This is a genomic window from Bacteroides nordii, assembly GCF_019930665.1.
In the GTDB taxonomy this organism is placed as follows: Bacteria; Bacteroidota; Bacteroidia; order Bacteroidales; family Bacteroidaceae; genus Bacteroides; species Bacteroides nordii.
The window spans coordinates 5568949-5588016 of sequence record NZ_CP082886.1 but is presented as its reverse complement, the minus strand read 5'-3'; the positions used below and the strand labels follow the sequence as shown (position 1 = coordinate 5588016).

At 43.6% G+C, this 19068-nt stretch carries 13 protein-coding genes; 8 read left to right on the top strand and 5 right to left on the bottom strand.

The genetic code is table 11. The features are described from left to right. Positions 1-8 precede the first annotated feature (8 nt). On the top strand, positions 9-365 hold the full coding sequence (locus K8P02_RS21430; protein ID WP_002559125.1) for a MarR family winged helix-turn-helix transcriptional regulator: 357 nt from the start codon (positions 9-11) through the stop codon (positions 363-365). A 125-nt stretch (positions 366-490) separates the two neighbouring features. Here K8P02_RS21430 and K8P02_RS21425 read toward each other — a convergent pair whose 3' ends face one another. Further along, a complete protein-coding gene (locus K8P02_RS21425; RefSeq protein WP_025866804.1) occupies positions 491-1789 on the bottom strand; it encodes a S28 family serine protease in 1299 nt (432 codons plus the stop codon). Positions 1790-1966: 177 nt separating this feature from the next. On the opposite strand from K8P02_RS21425, the gene K8P02_RS21420 reads away from it, so the two are divergent. Both K8P02_RS21420 and K8P02_RS21415 read left to right on the top strand, forming a co-directional pair. Then, on the top strand, positions 1967-2599 hold the full coding sequence (locus K8P02_RS21420) for a DUF4136 domain-containing protein (RefSeq protein ID WP_007483825.1): 633 nt from the start codon (positions 1967-1969) through the stop codon (positions 2597-2599). Positions 2600-2617: 18 nt separating this feature from the next. Then, complete coding sequence (locus K8P02_RS21415) at positions 2618-3247, top strand: porin family protein (RefSeq protein WP_002559122.1); 630 nt, start codon at positions 2618-2620, stop codon at positions 3245-3247. A 97-nt stretch (positions 3248-3344) separates the two neighbouring features. Here K8P02_RS21415 and K8P02_RS21410 read toward each other — a convergent pair whose 3' ends face one another. From K8P02_RS21410 to K8P02_RS21395, 4 genes are read right to left on the bottom strand one after another with little or no spacing between them, the layout of a single operon-like run. Beyond that, positions 3345-6344, bottom strand: coding sequence for a glycoside hydrolase family 3 N-terminal domain-containing protein (locus tag K8P02_RS21410; protein WP_394373215.1), 3000 nt, complete (start codon positions 6342-6344; stop codon positions 3345-3347). 14 nt (positions 6345-6358) lie between these two features. Next, positions 6359-9373, bottom strand: coding sequence for a glycoside hydrolase family 3 N-terminal domain-containing protein (locus K8P02_RS21405; protein WP_223381810.1), 3015 nt, complete (start codon positions 9371-9373; stop codon positions 6359-6361). Continuing rightward, positions 9370-10203 carry a bifunctional metallophosphatase/5'-nucleotidase gene (locus K8P02_RS21400; protein ID WP_182416604.1) on the bottom strand — a complete coding sequence of 278 codons (834 nt, stop codon included), beginning with the start codon at positions 10201-10203 and terminating at the stop codon, positions 9370-9372. The genes K8P02_RS21405 and K8P02_RS21400 overlap by 4 nt, the downstream gene beginning before the upstream one ends. Before the next feature lie 32 nt (positions 10204-10235). Further along, positions 10236-11003, bottom strand: coding sequence for a 5'-nucleotidase C-terminal domain-containing protein (locus tag K8P02_RS21395; RefSeq protein WP_025866803.1), 768 nt, complete (start codon positions 11001-11003; stop codon positions 10236-10238). Between the two features lie 155 nt (positions 11004-11158). Here K8P02_RS21395 and rplS point away from each other — a divergent pair, with 155 nt between their 5' ends. The 5 genes from rplS (at position 11159) to K8P02_RS21370 (ending at position 19037) form a co-directional block, all read left to right on the top strand. Then, the gene (gene rplS, locus K8P02_RS21390; protein WP_002559117.1) at positions 11159-11512 is read left to right on the top strand and encodes a 50S ribosomal protein L19; all 354 of its coding nucleotides are present in this window, start codon (positions 11159-11161) and stop codon (positions 11510-11512) included. 186 nt (positions 11513-11698) lie between these two features. Next, entirely contained in the window at positions 11699-12259 is a 561-nt protein-coding gene (locus K8P02_RS21385) for an RNA polymerase sigma-70 factor (protein WP_025866802.1), read from the top strand. A 263-nt stretch (positions 12260-12522) separates the two neighbouring features. Beyond that, positions 12523-13458, top strand: a complete 936-nt coding sequence (locus K8P02_RS21380) for a FecR family protein (RefSeq protein ID WP_025866801.1) — start codon at positions 12523-12525, stop codon at positions 13456-13458. 200 nt (positions 13459-13658) lie between these two features. Continuing rightward, on the top strand, positions 13659-17156 hold the full coding sequence (locus K8P02_RS21375) for a SusC/RagA family TonB-linked outer membrane protein (RefSeq protein WP_223381807.1): 3498 nt from the start codon (positions 13659-13661) through the stop codon (positions 17154-17156). Between the two features lie 24 nt (positions 17157-17180). Then, positions 17181-19037 (top strand): SusD/RagB family nutrient-binding outer membrane lipoprotein, encoded by a 1857-nt coding sequence (locus K8P02_RS21370; RefSeq protein ID WP_155921410.1) that lies wholly within the window; start codon positions 17181-17183, stop codon positions 19035-19037. Positions 19038-19068: the final 31 nt, after the last annotated feature.

Below are 19068 nucleotides of genomic sequence, written 5' to 3'. Positions count from 1 at the left end.
ATAAGAGTATGAAAACAATATGCATGATGCGCGATCTTTATAAAGCCTTAGCGGAGTTTGAAGCGCAATTCGAAAAAGAATATGACCTGTCACTCAATGAAGCAATGATACTATGTGCCTTACAGGAGGCGAAGGAAGAAATGACTTCTACTGCCCTCTCTGCCCGTACAGGTATGGCAACTTCACACACATCCAAAGTTATCAGAGCAGTGGAAGAGAAGGAATTGATAAAAAGAGCCTTAGGAAAGACAGACAAAAGGCAAATGTATTTCAGCCTGACCCCGAAAGGGAAAGAACGGCTGAAAGAACTCAACCTTGAAAAGGTAGAGGTGCCGGAGAGGCTGAAGGTAGTGATTAGTGAGTAGTGATTAACGATTAGTGATTAGTAGGCTGCGCTATCATTCTGCATAGTCAACTGTCAATTGTCAACTGTCAATTGTCAACTAAATAAGCGCAGCTTACTAATCACTACTCACTAAACCGCTAATCACTACTCACTAATCCACTCCTCTATCTGCGCTATCGCCCGAACCCTCATCGCTTCGGGTAATGTACTGATACGTGCCAGGTGGCTTCCGCCGGACTGCACAAATACATGGATATTCTTTTTCCCTTTCAGCCAGGTGACACCGGCTGCCGTCCATGGGTCATTCTGACCATAGATAAATATCATCTTCGGATCATTCTGTTTCAAGAACTTCACAATCTTCCGTCCCAGACGCTTATCAAATTTCATGTCTCCCAATTCCTCCGGAAGCATCAACCGGTGCAGGTAGTTCTTACTGCTTTTGATAGAAAGATATTTCTCAAACGGCTTTATATCATAGCCATAATAGCCCAACTCACGTGCAGCCTGCACAAAGAAGGATACGTTAGGACTGTCCTTTGTGAAATAAGAAGGTTCACTGATCTCCAGAAAATGCCGGAACACTTCATCGTCCGTATCCGTTACGGAAGGAATAGTACTCACTTCTGTCCCCCACTGCCACAACGCAAAGGAATATTCGAGCACACAATAATCATAAATCTCCTCCAACGGTGCACGGAAAACGTATCCCTTTTCAGCACAATACTTCTCAAAACGAGGCAGCAACGTACTTTTACGCTTCAACACTTCCAACTGGAAGTCTTCTATCGTCTTTCTCTCTTCTGCCGTAGATACCTGCCGTAAAAACGGTTCATGCCTTCCGTCTTCCACCCCATAACAAAGCGGAGCGACATAGGGTACCGAAACGTCTACATCATCGGGGAAGAATGCACGATACAACAACGATGTCTGCCCTCCTTTGCTGATACCGGTACTTATCCACTTCCCTGGATACAACGTTTTAAAAGCGGTAGTCACTGCATGCAAATCTTCTGCAGAGTTCTCAGCAGTCAGATATTTCCAGTCCCGAGGTTGCGGGGTAGACTCCAGAAAATAGCGGTGTTCCACAAATATCATATTGGCATTGAACAGCCGTGATAACTCCTCACGATACCCCGGACGCAACGCATAAGCAGCACCATAACCTTCAGTAACAATCACCGTTGGACGATCAAACCCGACATGTGCCACAATGACACGTTGACCGAACGAACCTTTTTCGGGACGACGATGATCCAGTGGTTGTGAGAAATACGCAACATATTTTTCAACAAATTCAGTAGTTTCCAATGGCTTCACACTATCCACGGAAGTTATGTTTTCTACTTTTCTTTGTAACGCTGTCTGTGCCGATAAATGGGTGGACAGGACAAAAAGTAAGAAAGCCAAAAGTGCTGCGTAGCAGCGGGGTAACGGTCTCATATGTATTCAGTTTTTAATTTCGTACAAAGATAGCCCCTCTAACAAAAAAGTCGGCCCATACTTTAACATTTTAACATTCACCTTTGCGAACCTTTTATAAAAGAAGTTGTTGTTTCTATCAAAAGCCTAAGGTACCAGGGCAGGATTTTTTTATTTAACCTAAACATTATAAAAGATATGAAGAGATTAATTCCTATTTTATTAGCGGTCTTTGCATTCGCTGCTTGCGAAAAAGACCCTGACATGGACAAATTGGACAATGATTATTTGGTGTATACCAACTACGACAAGAAGGCTAACTTCAAAGAGTTCACCACTTACTATTTGCCGGACAAAATTCTTGTAATCAGCGACAAAGAAGAACCAGAATATCTGGAAGGTGAAGCTGCACAAGAAATTCTTGCTGCTTATAAGAGCAATATGGATAACAGAGGCTACACGATGGCTGCTTCTAAAGAAGATGCTGACCTGGGTGTACAGGTAAGTTACATTAAGAGTACCTATTTCTTCACCGATTACGGACAACCAGAATGGTGGTGGGGATATCCAGGATACTGGGGCTCAGGCTACTGGGGTAACTGGGGTGGCGGATGGTATTATCCGTATGCTATAAACTATAGCTACAGTACCAACTCGTTCATTTCTGAAATTGTAAATCTGAATGCACCGGAAGGACCGAAAGAAAAGATTCCTGTTCTGTGGACAAGTTACATGACCGGATTGGTATATTCCAACAGTATGAACAAGGCACTTGCCGTAAAAGGTGTGAACCAGGCATTTGCACAATCACCCTATCTTACTAACAAATAATAAATAATCAGAACCGTTATGAAGACAATAAAATATATTTCATTGAGAGTGCTGGCTATAGCAGCTTTGGCTCTCGTCTTTGCCATGCCGGCAAAGGCACAATTATCAGATAATGGATACGCTAATATCGACTGGCAGTTCAATGTGCCATTGAGCAATGGATTTGCCGATGATGCCAGCGGTTGGGGTATGAACTTTGAAGGTGGTTATTTTGTAACCCCCAATTTGGGTCTCGGACTCTTCCTCAACTATCATAGCAACCATGAATATGTAGGTCGCGAAACTTTCCCGGTAAACGGCGGTAGTATGACCAGCGATCAGCAACATACTATTTTCCAGATGCCTTTTGGTGCTGCTGCACGTTATCAGTTCAACCGTGGCGGAGCATGGCAACCTTACGTTGGTGTGAAACTGGGTACTGAATATGCAAAAGTACGTTCTAACTATAATGTCTTTGAATCCAGAGATGAAAACTGGGGATTCTACGTTTCACCGGAAGTCGGATTAAACGTTTACCCATGGGCTTACGGTCCGGGCTTACACCTTGCACTGTATTATAGTTACGGAACAAACAAAGCTGATAAGGTATTGACTTATAGCGTTGACAAACTGAACAACTTCGGTTTTCGCGTCGGTCTTTCCTTCTAAAACAGAAGAAATAGTGATTAGTGAGTAGTGATTAGTGATTAGTGGCATGCGCTGTGAGTGCGCAGCCTGCTAATCACTAATCACTACTCACTAATCACTATTTTAACGCCTCATACATCGCTTCCTGTATTTGTCCACGTATGTCCAATTGCATCAACTTACGGTTTGTGGCATCAGGATACGTACGATTACTGAGAAAGACATATACTAAATCATTTTCCGGGTCCACCCAGGCACATGTTCCTGTAAATCCGGTATGACCATAAACAGAGGCGGGAGCCGATTCGGAACAGGGACTCTTGTCGGGTGATTTTGCATCCGGCTTGTCAAACCCTAATCCACGACGGCTGATTTTGGATATTTCCGTAGTAAACAACTGACACGTTTCGTTACTCAGATAACGGCGTCCGTTCAACTCTCCTCCATTCAACAGCATCTGATAAATAGAAGCTACTTCACGGGCATTTGAAAACAATCCTGCATTTCCGGAAACGCCTCCCTGGAAAGCTGCTGACTCATCGTGTACAAATCCTTGCAACACACATTTACGAAGGAATTTATCATTGGCAGAAGGCACAATCTGAGCTTTCGGGATACGCTGTAAAGGAAGATATAAAGTACGCTCCAATCCCATCGGTTCGTAAAATTCACGTGCCAGGTATTCATCCATAGGCATACCAGCCAACTGTTCGGCCAAGAAACGAAGAAGAATAAACCCAACATCACTGTAACGGTACTGCTTCGTCCCCAAAGGAGCTTCAATAATCTTCTCTTGTATCACTTTTATAAACGACTTATTGAGCCAGAGGCTATCGCATATCTGCAAAGTGTAATTGGCATTCCGGGTTCGGGACAGTGTCTCCGGCTTGAAATGAAAGTTCGGATTGGCCCAGGTGGTAACTCCCAATCGTAACGGATGTAACGCATCTTTACGGGCGGAGAACAGACGGCCTTTATAACTCTCCTTATCAATAGCCTCCGGATAGAGTACAATTCCGGCAGGCAATCCGGACTGATGTAACAACAGCTCACGAATGGTCATATCTTTCTTATTTGTGCGTTGCAGCCACGGCAGGTAGTCAGATAGTTTATCGGAAAGATTAAAACGTCCCCTATCATACAATTTCATTAAAGCCAGCAGTGTTCCGGTCGTTTTAGAAAGAGAAGCCAGATCGTACAAATCTGTAGGCCGTACTAATGCACTTCCTTTGCCTGCATGGGTTCCAAAAGCGTGGTCGTACATTGTCTTTCCGTCTTTCAGAATCACAATCTGACATCCGGGATAAGCTCCTTCCTGAATGCCCCGTTTAGCGATGGAATCAATACGCCTCAAGGCAACGGAAGACATTCCATACTCTTCCGGATTGAAATGCGTCGGCGTATGCGGAGTAATTGTAACTCCGGCACCGGTTGGAAACAGCCCTCCTAAGCTGGCAGAAAGTCGTCCATCGGCAGAAGCACGGGCGAAGAGTACATCAGCAACCTGTTGCTGTACATCGTGACCAGCAGAATGTGCCAACACTACAGATTGGGCGGCTGACACGGCACGATGTATCTGTAGCATCATCTTTCCGGGAGTGAAAAAGATATAGATTGCCGGAGCCGCTTTTTTATCAGCTGCCAAGGCAGCAAAAAAAGGTTGAAAAGGTGCCAACCGCTGTTCGGCAACAGCCACAATAACACGGCGGTACTTCGAGAGAGAATCTCTCAAAGCCTTTCCCTGTGCCTCCGTCATCTCCTTACGAAGACGAAAGCGCACAAGGGAGGTATGTTTCTCCAACTGTTTGGCAAAAATATCCGTCTCTCCCACATCGCCTACCTCCAGCAGAGCCATAGGTGGCATTTCTTTGTCGGAATGAAGAGGAAGAATATTACCTTTATTATTCAGTACTGTTATAGCAGCCAGGTTCAAACGCCGGATAAGGTCACGCGTCTGAGGTGTATTGATACGACTTCCTAATCCGGAAAGTTGAATGGTCGGTTTTCTCTTTAAACCAAGAATGTATTTATAAGTAAGTACCTTCCGGCATTTACGATCTATATCTTCACGGGATAGCTCACCACGATCCACAGCCTCAATGACTGCCGCAACCTCTGTTTTCAGATTTCTCGGAGCAAGTACCATATCATTACCCGCCTTCAATGCCTGCAAACTGACACTGGCATTACCGGACACCCCTCTCATGGCAAGTGCATCGGTAAAGATAAGACCTTTGAAGGCCAACTCTTCCGTCAGCAAACCGTACACCACATTGCGCGAAAGAGAAGAAGGCAACCCTCCCAAAGGTTCAATAACAGGTACTTGGAGATGCCCTACCATCATCCCGCTCAATCCGGCACGTATGGCTTCTTTGAAAGGATACAATTCCACGCTGTCCAACCGTTCGCGAGTGAAGGGCAGTACAGGCAATGCCTTATGAGAATCGACGTCCGTATCTCCATGCCCCGGGAAGTGTTTACAAACAGAAAGCACTCCTCCTCCTTCCAGTCCGGTGGCATAAGCAATCACTTTATCAGCCACACGTACGGGATCTTCACCAAAAGAACGATTGTTGATAACCGGATTTTTAGGATTGACATTCACATCGGCCACGGGAGCAAAGTTAACCTGCACTCCCAGTTCACGGCATTGACGAGCCATCTCACGACCGTATTCATAGATAAGACGATTGTCTTGTATGCACCCTAACACCATATTACGTGGGAAAAGCGGCGTACCGCGAAGGCGCATCGCAAGTCCCCATTCACCATCAAAAGTAATCATCAACGGCAAGCGTGCCATTCGTTGCGCCTGATTGGTGAGGATGGCCTGTGTCTGCATCTTACCACCGGAAAACAAAAGTCCTCCTACTTTATAAGTATCCACAGCATCACGCAGTAACGCCTGGTTGTGTTTTGTATCGACCGGAGCAATGGTATAAATAAAAAGCTGACCGATCTTCTCTTTCAGACTCAGACGGTTCATCACCGAATCGACCCATTGCCGGCAACGCGCATCTTGTTCCGCTTTATAAAGCAGGAGAGGTTGTACATCGTTCTGTCCATATATTGCTTTTCCGAAACATAAAAACAGAAGAATTATCAGGTATTTTCTCATATTCATCATTGGCATCATTCATTATTGCCCGACAAACCTTTAGTATCCGGCAAAGAATCATAAATGGCTTGCTGTATGTTCTGGCGTATCTTCATATTGTTAAGTTTAGCATTCCACTGATCAGGGCAAACACGGTTACTCAGAAAAACGTAGATCAATCGTTCTTCGGGATCTACCCAGACACAAGTACCCGTAGAACCGGTATGTCCATAAACCCGAGCAGGCGTTCCGGGAGCACAACTACTGGCTTTCACATCCCGGTAGTTCGGTTTATCAAAACCCAATCCGCGATGGCTGAGAACGGATGTGTATGTGGTAAACAGGCGAACGGTAGCCCCATCCAAATAACGATGTCCCTTCCACTCTCCATCATTGAGCAACATCTGATATACAGCTGCCACCTCTCCGGCTGTGGAGAATAATCCTGCATTACCGGCAATACCACCCAGACAAGCAGCCGTTTCATCCTGCACGTAACCGCAAAGGTCTTGCCTCCGCAGGTAATCGTTGGCAGCTGTTGGCATCACTTCCGATCGATCATAGTGAGTAAGCGGCGTGAACAAGGTACGTTCCAATCCCATCGGACGATAGAATTCCTTATTCAGAAACTCATTCATAGGCTGTTTGGTTATTGCCTCAACCACTTGCTGGAGTACTACGAAACCGACATCACTATATACATAGCGTTTCTGTCCCATCTCCGAACAGGCTATTGATTGCAAAACCGTACTCTTAAATGCTTTATTCAGCCACATACCTTCGGCCATATGCAACGTATGCGTTGGCGTCTGCTTCGGAGATATTAACCCTTTCTTAAACTTAAAGTCCGAACAGGCGTAAGTATATTCTCCGATACGTGTGTGGTGCCACTCGTCTACGAATCCTTGCGTGAAAGGCCCCGTAACTGTATTCTCATCTATTGCCTCCCGATAGAAACGGATATAAGGCAACAATCCGGACTCATGTAACAAAAGATCACGAATCGTTATATTCTTTTTATTGGATGATCGCAACCAGGGTAACCAGGCAGATGCCTTGTCTGTAAGTTTCAGTTTTCCCTGATCATAAAGTTTCATCACAGCGAGTAAAGTTGCGGTGGTCTTAGTCAGTGAAGCAAGGTCAAAAAGATCAGTGGGGCGCACCGCAGTCTTATCGGTATCAGAATGACTGCCAAAGCAACGATTATAAACAGGAATACCATCTTTCATCACCACCACCTGACAACCCGGGAAAGCTCCGGCAGCTAATCCTGCATTGACAAGCGAATCAACACGATGCAACCTGTATCCTTTCATACCGCAATCTTCGGGCTGTACCACAGGCTTCATTCCCGGAACAATATCACTCCCCTCACCTATTGCAAACAGATGCCCGATACGCATAGACAACCGTCCCCCGGCAGGAGCTTTGGCAAAACAAACGTCTGCAACATATCGCTGAAGATCTTCCTCAGACGAATGCGCTAAAACAACAGTAGCGGTACGTTCCAACATCGTCCGGATTGGATACATCGCCCGGTAAGAAGTGAAAAAGACACAGGTAACAGGTACCTGTAAATCCAATGTATTCAGAAGTGGGGCACATGCAGCCAATTCTTCTTTCTCCATCGTAACAGAGATAACGACACGACGAAAACGTTTCAAATCATTAGTGATCCGGTACCACTCTTCCTCTGTCATGTCTTTTGTGATCCGAAAACATTCCACCGGCGATGTATACTGAACAAAGCGGTCGATAAAGGGTTGATCGGACTTTTCCCTACCTACACACAGAATGGCCGTAGACTGATCGGCCGGCAAAGGTATTGTACTAAAATTATTGCGTAATACGGTCACTCCCGCAAAGCGCAACTTGCTCGCAAGCGCTTGTGCTTCGACTGTATGAATGCGCCCATTCAATCCATCTGCAGAGATTCTGTTTTCTTGATCCAATCCTAACAGATACTTATAAGTTAATATCTTACGGCATTTGGCTTCCACCTCATCCACACTTAAATCTCCCCGGTCAATAGCTGCCATCACCGTCTCAAGTGCTTGTTCTATATCCCTGCCCACAAGCACCATATCATTGCCCGCCCGTAGCGCTTTGGCTGTAACATCACGCTCACCGGATACGGCTTTCATTGCCAACGCATCAGTAAACACCAATCCGCGAAAGCCTAACTCTCCTTTTAAAACATCTGTCACGACACTTCGTGACAAAGAAGCAGCAGTCAACCTGTCCGGTTCCAATTCCGGTACGCGCAGGTGCCCCACCATGATACCTCCCAATCCGGCACGAATCACCTCACGAAAAGGTAACAACTCAATGCTATCCAACCGGGCACGGTTATAGTACACGGTTGGCAATGCTTTATGAGAATCTACATCCGTATCCCCATGCCCCGGAAAATGCTTACTGACAGACAGTATACCACCACTTTCCAGACCACGGGTATAAGCTAATACCCGCTCGGCTACAGCCTTCGGATCACCTCCAAACGAGCGTATGTTAATTACCGGATTCTCCGGGTTGGTATTCACATCTGCATCCGGAGCAAAATTGACGTGGACACCTAACTCGCGGAGTTCACGGGCTACCTCATGTCCATATTCTTCTATCAGTGAATTGTTTGTTATACAGCCCAATGCTGCGTTTTTAGGAAAAAGAGGTGTATCCTGCAATCGCATGGCAAGCCCCCATTCCCCATCAAAGGTTATCATTAGAGGAATCTCTGTTTCCTGCTGTGCAAGGTTAGTCAGTCTCGCCTGCCCGCCGGCTTCTCCACCGGAAAAGAGTAATCCGCCTACTTTATATTTCTTTGCCAGCCGGCGTACCAGCTTTTCGTTCTTTTTGCTCCATTCCGGACTTAGTGTATAAACAAATGTCTGACCGACCTTTTCCTTCAGACTCATCCCCGAAAGCATCTTGTCCACCCACTCCCGGCATGCATCGTCTTCCTGACGGGGAAGTAAACAGGGTACTTGTTGTGCCATCAGAGGCGCTACCGCTACCAACCACACAACAAGTATACATATCATTTTCCTCATCGTTCAAATGTCAAATCTATCTTCCCTACAAAAATACCGTTTTTACCTGTATGAGATATAGGTACACTCTCTCCGTCCAGATTCACAAAAAAAGCCGGTTCCTGCATGAAAGTATGTGAGTGCCCACCCAGTACCACATCAATATTGCGGGTTTGATGCACCAACATTTCATCTTCTTTTATTCCCATATGCGAAAGGCAGACAACAGCATCACATCCTTCTACTTCTTTCAATTTGGCAGCAATTTCATTGGCTACGGTCACAGGATCCTGAAAGGTTACTCCTTCGTATTTATCCGCCTGCACCAGTCCTTCCATTTTTGCACCAAGGCCGAATACACCTATCTTCAAGCCATCACGTTCCAATATAACATATGGTTTTACAAGCCCTTCAAGCACTGTTCCTTCCACCCCATAATTGGCACATACTATCGGGAAATCTGCCATTTTGAACAAACGCGCCATATTCTCCAACCCAAAGTCGAACTCATGATTGCCAATGGTGGCAGCGTCGTACTTCATAAGATTCAACATTTCGACTTCTACCTCACCTTTAAAAAGATTGTAGTAAGGAGTACCCTGCGAAAAGTCTCCACAGTCGAATACCAATACATTCGGATTGTCTTTACGAAACTGGTCAAGCATGGTGGCACGACGTACAAATCCACCCATTCCGGCATATTTATCGGCTGCATGTATATCTATCGGCTCTATGCGACTGTGGGTATCACTGGTTTGCAACAAAGTGAGTGTTTTAGTCTGTTGCGCAAATCCCGGAAGAAACACACACAGGAAAAACAATATAGTGACTGATATCTGATATCTTTTCATCTTCTCATAATTTGGTAGTTCGTTATTCATAATTATTTCACCGTAATTCTTCCTTCCATACGTGAAGTGATCTTTTTACCGGCTTTAGTCTGCTGCTCTACATAGTCCATAAACAGCCCGCGTAGAGTAGCACCGGGAGGACAGTCTCTTTTTTCAGCCTTTGCCAACGGTCCCATTCCGTCATTCCCATCTGCCAGATAGTCAATAGTAGCTACCGTATACAGTTTATTATCATCGATTGGCTTACCACCAATAGTACCATCAAGTAATTTACCGTCTTTAGTGATTTCAAGACGTACTCCACTTACTCCTTCACCTTTACAGGCCGCTATGGCCGCAAACAATTCTTTCAATACGCTTCCCTTTAGCGTCACTACACACAAAGAATTCTCAAAAGGCAATATCTCATAAATATTTCCACAGGTTATCTCTCCTTCAGAAAGAATATTCCGCAAACCACCCATATTCATCAGACCCATATCGGCAGGTTTACCCAAAACTTGGGTAGCAGCCCCTTTCAGCACATCCGCTACCAGATTGGATAGCAAACTTTCCGGTCCTCCCTTTTCCATTGTCATTTCGCTTGTACCTACTACACGATACATCATGCTGTCTACCGATGCCTTGTAAGGGGCTAACAGCGCCACAGCCTCTGCATCAGGATGGGTATCCCAGACCGAATCAATTGTAATCATACTTCCTTCGGTATTCACCAATTTATAAGGTGACTGACATGAAGAAAGCATCAGGAGTGCCATCAGAGCCACTCCGGAAAAGAGCTTTTCATAAGTTTGTTTCATATCTTGTTTTTTTAATCGTGCTACAAATATAGATAAAAATGTTGGTAGTGTGCTAAATAATTCGTTACTTTGCACCGCTTTCGCGCAATCGCTGTCAGGAGAGAGTTGCCTGATATGTTGCGTTGTAACGATAAAACAATTTAATAACAAGAACAATGGATTTCATTAAAATTGCAGAAGAAGCATTTGCTACCGGTAAACAACACCCAAGCTTCAAAGCAGGTGACACAGTAACTGTAGCATATCGTATTATCGAAGGTAACAAAGAACGTGTACAGTTGTACCGTGGTGTTGTTATCAAAATCTCCGGTCACGGAGACAAGAAACGTTTTACAGTACGTAAAATGTCAGGAACTATAGGTGTAGAAAGAATTTTCCCGATTGAGTCACCGGCTATCGATAGCATTGAAGTGAACAAGATAGGTAAAGTTCGTCGCGCTAAACTGTATTATCTGCGTGCACTTACCGGTAAAAAAGCAAGAATCAAAGAAAAAAGAGTTAACGGTTAATTCCGTAACCTTTCGATTCGAGATAAAAAAGAGAGAATTCTACAAAGAATTTTCTCTTTTTTATTATGTCCGTTTCTCACCTATCATAAAACTACAATCCATACTTTTTAAGCTTTTTTTTGGCTAATCCTATCACTCATCTGTTATTTTCACTACATTTGTCCACTATTAAGATTTTACCCTGATATGAATAAAAACTCAGAGCTGACCGCCTTCAACAAATTATTTTCCGACTATAAAGAGCGATTCGTTCGCTTTGCATATACGTACGTGCGGGATCAGGCTGTCGCTGAGGACTTTGTTATCGATTCTCTTATTTATTACTGGGAAAACCGTCACCGATTGGACGAAAACACGAATGTACCGGCTTATGTACTAACCACAATCAAACACAAATGCCTGAATTACCTGCAACATATCCGCCTGCACGAAGAGGTGGCCGAAAACATGGTAAATCATGCACAATGGGAACTACAAACCCGTATCGCTACATTGCAAGCCTGCGAACCTTATGAGCTTTTCACAGCAGAGGCTGAGGAAATAGTGAACCGCACCCTTGAAAGCCTACCCGAACGTACCCGCCAGATTTTTATCATGAGCCGAATGCAGAATATGACCTATCAAGAGATAGCCAGTCAACTTGACATTACAGCCAAAGGAGTCGAGTTTCACATTGCTAAAGCACTAAAAGAATTGCGTATCAGTTTGAAAGACTACATGCCAGTCTTTATCTATCTGTTTTTATAGAAAACAAATTGCTGATAAAATCAGCATCCTCGGAAACACCATTCAAAACGTATGTACATTAGGGATTTATAAAGAATTTCTTCTACCCCTGTGCTGTTTAATCGGCTATATTCTATATACCATGAATGGGTAGACGGTCTTTTCTTTCTCTTGTACTTCAATGTTATTAAAAGTTAAATAGGTGAGAGTTGCACTATGCATCCCTCTCACTTAGCTGCTGTATTATCGTAACGGCTCATAATGCCTTTAAACAAAAAAAGAATATGAATAAAGAACTATTATATACTTTCTTTCAAGGAAAAACCACATTGGATGAAGAGGTGCGTATACGAGAGTGGATGGAATCTTCTCCGGAAAACTATCGCACTTTCTTAGAAGAGAGAAAACTATTTGATGCCATGATACTGCTTGCTGACGAAAAACGCCTGCTGTCCAAACGTAACCAATTTAAGCAGTTAGTAAACACATGGGGTAAAGAAATAGGCAAAATCGCTGCCGTGGCTATTATCACCCTTGTAATGACACTTACCAGCCAATATATATTCAACAATGAAGATATGATGCCCCTGCAAAAACTCAGCGTACCGGCAGGACAGCGTATCAATATAGAATTGGCAGATGGCACGGTGGTATGGTTGAATTCACGAACCAGCATTCAATATCCCGCAGTATTCAACGGGAAAGAACGTAAAGTAAGTATTAACGGAGAAGCCTACTTCGAAGTAGCACACAACAGGAAGCAACCTTTTATTGTAGAAACTCCCAAAGGGCAGGTTGAAGTAACCGGAACAAAGTTTTATGTAGAAGCTTATTCTGATAACAATGATTTTGTGACTTCACTGATAGAAGGTTCCGTCAATGTTACTAAAGACGATAAATTGATCACACTACGCCCTTCTCAGATGGCCTATCTCCAGGATGGAAATCTCCGGATAAAAGAGATAGAGGATTATAATGTATACAGGTGGCGCGAAGGATTGATGTGTTTCAGAGACAAGACCTTTGCCGAGATTATGGAGAAATTTGAAAGACACTATGGAGTAACAATCAAGATAGAAAATAAAGAGGTACTTAATTACCGTTGCAGCGGTAAATTCCGCTATTCCGATGGTATTTCATATGCTCTGCGGGTATTGCAAAAAGATGTAAAGTTCAAATTCCACAGAGATGAGAACAGCGATATTATTCACATAAAATAAAAAGGAGAACCAGCCTATGATGTAGAAATTGCCTAATCCCCCAAAAGGAGGATACCGACAGGTCCTTCACCACACTGCCGGAATCCCTTTGAATCAACACAGTAGAAACCATATTAAATCAATGCAAAGATATGAATAAAAAGTCTATAATGGATTTTTTATCTTTTGATGAAAAACAAATTAACCATCTTCTTAAGATTATGAAAGTAACGCTTCTATTAATCTGGATTTCCATATTTTCACTCAATGCCAAAGAAGGGTATTCACAAAGCGCCCGGATTTCGTATTCAGCACGAAATACCCCTATTGAAAATATATTGAATGAGATAGAGAAACAAACAGAGTATTTATTTATTATAAACTCGCACGTTGACATTGACAAGAAAGTGTCAATTAACGCCAAAGAAATTCCTGTTTCTAAAGTTCTGGATGATTTATTTAAGGGTACAAACATCCATTATCTAATGGAGGGTTCACACATCATTCTTTCCAACAAAGTAGGAGAAACCAAAACAGACGGAATCAATCAGAATGATAAAAGAGTAACCATTTCCGGTAAAGTAACCGACAGTACAGGGGAGCCTCTAATTGGTGTCAACATCACTCTCAAAGGAACGAATGAGGGAGTAATCAGTGACATCGACGGTAACTATTCTATCCGTATTCCGGAACTTTCCGGAGAACTGACCTTCTCGTATATCGGGTATAAGGCAATGACTGTCGCTATCCGGAAGAATATGATTAACGTCACTTTAGCCGAAGACACAGAAGTTCTGGATGAAGTAGTCGTTACCGCACTTGGTATCGAAAAGAAAGCATCCTCACTTACTTATGCCACTCAAAAAGTAAACGGAGATGAGTTGACACGTGCCAAAGATGCCAACTTCATCAATGCTTTGCAGGGAAAAACAGCTGGTCTGGTAATCACACCAAACTCTACCGGTGCCGGTGGCTCTTCAAAGTTGCTTCTTCGTGGTAATACATCTATCTTAGGAAACAACCAACCGTTGATCATCCTGGATGGAGTACCTATGGCAGATCGTAGTACGGCACAGATTGAGGATGCTTTATTGTCCGGTGGCAATAGTACAGACGGAGGGGATGGTTTGTCAAACATCAATCCGGATGATATCGCTGATATTAACATCCTGAAAGGTGCGAACGCAGCTGCATTATACGGTTCAAAAGCTGCTAATGGCGTTCTTATCATTACAACTAAAAAAGGTCAGGAAGGACGTACTTCGGTGGATGTATCAAGCAGTATGCTATTTGAAACCCCGCTGGTAACTCCAAAGTTTCAAAACACATACGGTGCAAATACTGAATTTTATGATGATACCAGTCTGAACCCAAACGAAGCAATCAACAAGCGCCGTTTGAACATGTATTCATGGGGAGACCGTATCGGTCGTATGTCACAAACGGCTCTAAACGAAATACCCTATGCACGTAATAGTGCTGTAGATAATATTAGTTCATTCCTTCAGACCGGTACTAACTTCAATAATTCTATTTCCGTATCTTCCGGAGCAAAGAATTCAACTTCTTACTTCTCTTATGGTAATACAACCTCGAAAGGAATGATACCTCAGAATAAGTTTGAACGGCACAATATCACATTACGCCAAACTGTAAACCTGTTGGACAATCATGTCGAGGTCAGTTTTTCAGGAAGCTATATACATCAGACCTCTAAAAACCGTCCGGGTTCAGGTATATATGCCAATCCTTTATATGACCTGTATCTGATGCCTCGTAATGCAGATATCTCTTACTTCAAAGATCACTCTGAAACATACGGACAATTGTACTACGTCAGAGAAATAAACGGAAAGTACCCCAAAGCCAATGCCGAAGGGCCTATACAACAATGGCCCTGGTTAGACAATGAGAACCGGAACTCACCCTACTGGTATGCCAACCGCCTGCAAAAGGAGAATGTCCGTGAACGCGCATTTGCTACAATCGGGTTAAAAGTAAACATCATTGATGGCCTGACCGCATTGGCCCGTTGCAAGATAGACAGAACCAAAGATACGAACGAAACAAAAACCTATCAAGGTACCAACGCCAAAAATGTGTACAACTCCATACACGAATATAACAAAGCAACCAGTGATCAGATCTTTGCAGACTTTCTGGTTAGCTACAACAAGAAAGTAGGTGATTTTGATCTATCAGCCAATGTAGGAGGAAGTACGTTGAAAGAAGATTTCACGTCATTCGGATTCAATTACTGGATGGCAGATTCAACGAGTACACCGAATGTCTTCGATCCGAGCAATATTATCACAACCAAGCATGACGGAGCCAATGTACCGACCAGCAAATCGAAAGACCAGAATTGGGAAAATGCAGTGTATGCGACAGCATCAATCGGCTATAAAGACATGGCATTCATTGATGCTTCTGTCCGCACTGACTGGGCACGTGTATATACTCAGTTCTCAGCCTTAGGAACTCCCAACCACTATACTTACTACAGTGTGGGTGGCAATGCGTTGCTGAATTCTATATTTGGAATACAGAGCGATATACTCAACTATTCTAAAGTGCGTATATCCTACAGTGAAGTAGGAAACTCAATACCCAATTTGAGTTATGGAGGTATGTCTAAAAACTGGGGGGCACAAATCACGGAAGCCTCCGGTTACCGAACCTTCTATAACCCACTGCCGGAAACTATGCGTTCTACAGAACTCGGAGTAGAAGCCCGCTTTTTAAACAACACCATTGACTTTGACCTTACGTTTTACAATACGATCATGTTGAATCAGTGGTTGCCTAAATCAGCGGCTACAGGAGGACAAATACCTCTGAACTCCGGTAAAATCAGAAACCGCGGATTTGAAACGACTTTAGCTTATAATTTTTCAAGACTCAACGGAAAGTTCATCTGGCGTACAGCATTCAATTATTCATTCAATAAGAATGTGATTCTTAAAACTTACGGAGAGAACTTAAATAAAGTGATGGAGACGACCCCTGTATATACCGGTGGGTTGAAGATCCGCTATGAAGTAGGTAAACCATACGGCGAATTGTACGGAAGAACATTTGCCTACGGATCAGACGGGAAAATAAAAACAGATGTCAATGGTGCTCCCATGATCAGTTCTAAGTACGACTGCTATCTGGGAAATGCCAACTCCCCGCATCATCTGGGTTGGAGTAACTCACTCAATTACAAAAACTTCTCTTTTTACTTCCTGATTGACGGTAAAATAGGTGGTACGGTTATCTCTTATACGGAAGCAAGATTGGACGCATACGGACTCTCGGAAAGAAGCGGAAAAGCACGTGACGCAGGTGTCACTTATCTGTCCAAATCCTCAGTAGGAGGACAGCTTGTTATGAAGCCTGTTCAGGGAGTTGTCATGCCCGACGGACAAATAGCACCTGCTAAAGGTTATTTCCAGGCTATCGGTCTTGGTGAACCGGCTTTAAGTGAATATGCTTACTCGGCTACCAACTTCCGTTTACGGGAAGTTTCATTTGGTTACACCTTCCGTAAATTGTTTAAGTTACCTATTGACTTGAGTGCTTCTCTGGTAGCACGAAATCTGTTCTTCTTATACAAAGATTCTCCGGTTGACCCCGATGTATCCGTATCCACAGCCAATAGTTACGGTGGTATTGAAGCATTCTCATTACCTACTACCCGCAGTTACGGCCTAAACTTAAAATTATCATTCTAACCACCTCTTCAAATTATTAGAGATATGATGAAAAACAAGAAATCTATATTATTCTCTTTCCTCTTAACAATGACATTAACAGCATGTTATGACTCATTGTTAGACTATGACGGAAATGCCTCAATCATCAACAGAGAAGACGGTACTTCTTCGAGTACAGGAATCTTAGCCAACGCAGAGCTTGCTTCCGAATTTCTCCGGACAGCACAGATGAGGGTGATTGACTCACGAGAGCACAAATATCAGTATCAACGTAGCTTTATCAGCGACGACTATGCTGGTTATATGTCTGTTCCTCATAGTTTTGACGGACGTTTGAAATCGTCGTTGTCTTTTTATGCAGATTTTGCCAGCGGCCCTACCGCAAATATGCAATGGGTAGCCCAGCAGGTTGTACCGGTTATGCGTTCTTCCGATACCCTTAAAATAGCTCCTTTAGGTGCATTTGCATCTATACTATTTTCTGACGAAGCGATTCAGTATACCAACGTACACGGACCGATGCCGCTGAAAGATTACAAAGAACTGAAAGAAGACCATCCGTTGACTTACGAAAAACAAAGCGAAGTATACTCTCAGATATTCCGTGACCTGATTAAAGCCGATTCCATACTGGAAGTTTATCAAGAAGCCCCTACCAACAATCTTGACGCTCTTATCGAGAAAACTGATATGGTGACCGAACAAACCTCTGCCAGTGCTATTGTCAGAATGTGGCGGAAATATGCCAATTCTCTCATTCTGCGTATGGCCATGACTACTGTTAATGTGGAAGGATACACCTGTATGGTCAACGGAGTCCCCAAAACGGCCCGTCAACTGGGAGAAGAAGCTGTTCAGCGTGGAGTTTTGGAAGCTGGTGATAAAACGATCGGATTGATTTGCGGAAGCGGAACAGATGTCGGCTATCATCCTCTGTATAAAATAGCCAATAGCTGGGTAGACTCTCGCCTCAACGCAAGTTACCACAATATCTTAGTACGAACCCAGCACCCTATTCTCGAATTCTGGTTTGCAAAGAATGGCGGAGACATAAAGAATCAAGAACAAAAAACATTGAAAAAAGAGACTGAATATGTAAGTATTCGTTCAGGAATCACATTGGATGTAGCCGGTGTAACCTCACAAAACTATCAATACTACTCTAAATTCAACCTGAATTTTGCAGGTGAGAAACTGGCATTATTCAAAACGGAAGAAGCGCTCTTCCTACGTGCAGAAGGTGCTCTGCGAGGTTGGAGTATGGGAGGTTCGGCACAATCATTCTATGAAGCCGGAATCAAAGAATTCTTCGATAAACACTCTATGTCGGGCAGATATGATGAATATATGGCCTGGAGAGGCATGGGAGATCAGACGGTCTCTTCCACCCTGAAAAACGAAGCTATTTATCGTGACTGGTATGATGCAGACAATAATCTGCCATTATGGTCAGGGTACTATCAGCTCAACAATGCATGGTACTTCCCTGCTAACGCTGACAACAATCCCTATTACCATAATCCGGATGAGGATAAAGAACAGGCATTGCAGAAAATCATTACCCAGAAGTGGATTACGCTGTTCCCAATGTCACTGGTTGCCTGGACCGACTATCGCCGTACCGGATATCCGTTGCTCATCCCTGCCTGTCCTTATGCTTACGGATACTCTGACGGCTCATTGGAAGAACCACGTTTTAACTGGATAACAGGAGAAATCTTAACCGAAGGAGTTACTGTCCGGAGGATACCTTACAACTCCAGTGATTCGGAAATTGTAGAAGAAGTAGAACTCACCGCAAAAGAAGCGCTCAACTCTGAGACAACCGGTATCAGTATGGACGATTGGCAGGGAACACGCCTGTGGTGGGATGTAGCAAACAGAAAAAAATTACAATAAATCTTTATTAATTCACTAAATCCTAATAGTT

Bases quoted from the DNA above. Each gene is read 5' to 3' on its own strand.
- K8P02_RS21430 (WP_002559125.1), top strand. From the start codon at position 9: ATGAAAACAATATGCATGATGCGCGATCTTTATAAAGCCTTAGCGGAG.
- K8P02_RS21425 (WP_025866804.1), bottom strand. From the start codon at position 1,789: ATGAGACCGTTACCCCGCTGCTACGCAGCACTTTTGGCTTTCTTACTT.
- K8P02_RS21420 (WP_007483825.1), top strand. From the start codon at position 1,967: ATGAAGAGATTAATTCCTATTTTATTAGCGGTCTTTGCATTCGCTGCT.
- K8P02_RS21415 (WP_002559122.1), top strand. From the start codon at position 2,618: ATGAAGACAATAAAATATATTTCATTGAGAGTGCTGGCTATAGCAGCT.
- K8P02_RS21410 (WP_394373215.1), bottom strand. From the start codon at position 6,344: ATGAGAAAATACCTGATAATTCTTCTGTTTTTATGTTTCGGAAAAGCA.
- K8P02_RS21405 (WP_223381810.1), bottom strand. From the start codon at position 9,373: ATGAGGAAAATGATATGTATACTTGTTGTGTGGTTGGTAGCGGTAGCG.
- K8P02_RS21400 (WP_182416604.1), bottom strand. From the start codon at position 10,203: ATGAAAAGATATCAGATATCAGTCACTATATTGTTTTTCCTGTGTGTG.
- K8P02_RS21395 (WP_025866803.1), bottom strand. From the start codon at position 11,003: ATGAAACAAACTTATGAAAAGCTCTTTTCCGGAGTGGCTCTGATGGCA.
- rplS (WP_002559117.1), top strand. From the start codon at position 11,159: ATGGATTTCATTAAAATTGCAGAAGAAGCATTTGCTACCGGTAAACAA.
- K8P02_RS21385 (WP_025866802.1), top strand. From the start codon at position 11,699: ATGAATAAAAACTCAGAGCTGACCGCCTTCAACAAATTATTTTCCGAC.
- K8P02_RS21380 (WP_025866801.1), top strand. From the start codon at position 12,523: ATGAATAAAGAACTATTATATACTTTCTTTCAAGGAAAAACCACATTG.
- K8P02_RS21375 (WP_223381807.1), top strand. From the start codon at position 13,659: ATGAAAGTAACGCTTCTATTAATCTGGATTTCCATATTTTCACTCAAT.
- K8P02_RS21370 (WP_155921410.1), top strand. From the start codon at position 17,181: ATGATGAAAAACAAGAAATCTATATTATTCTCTTTCCTCTTAACAATG.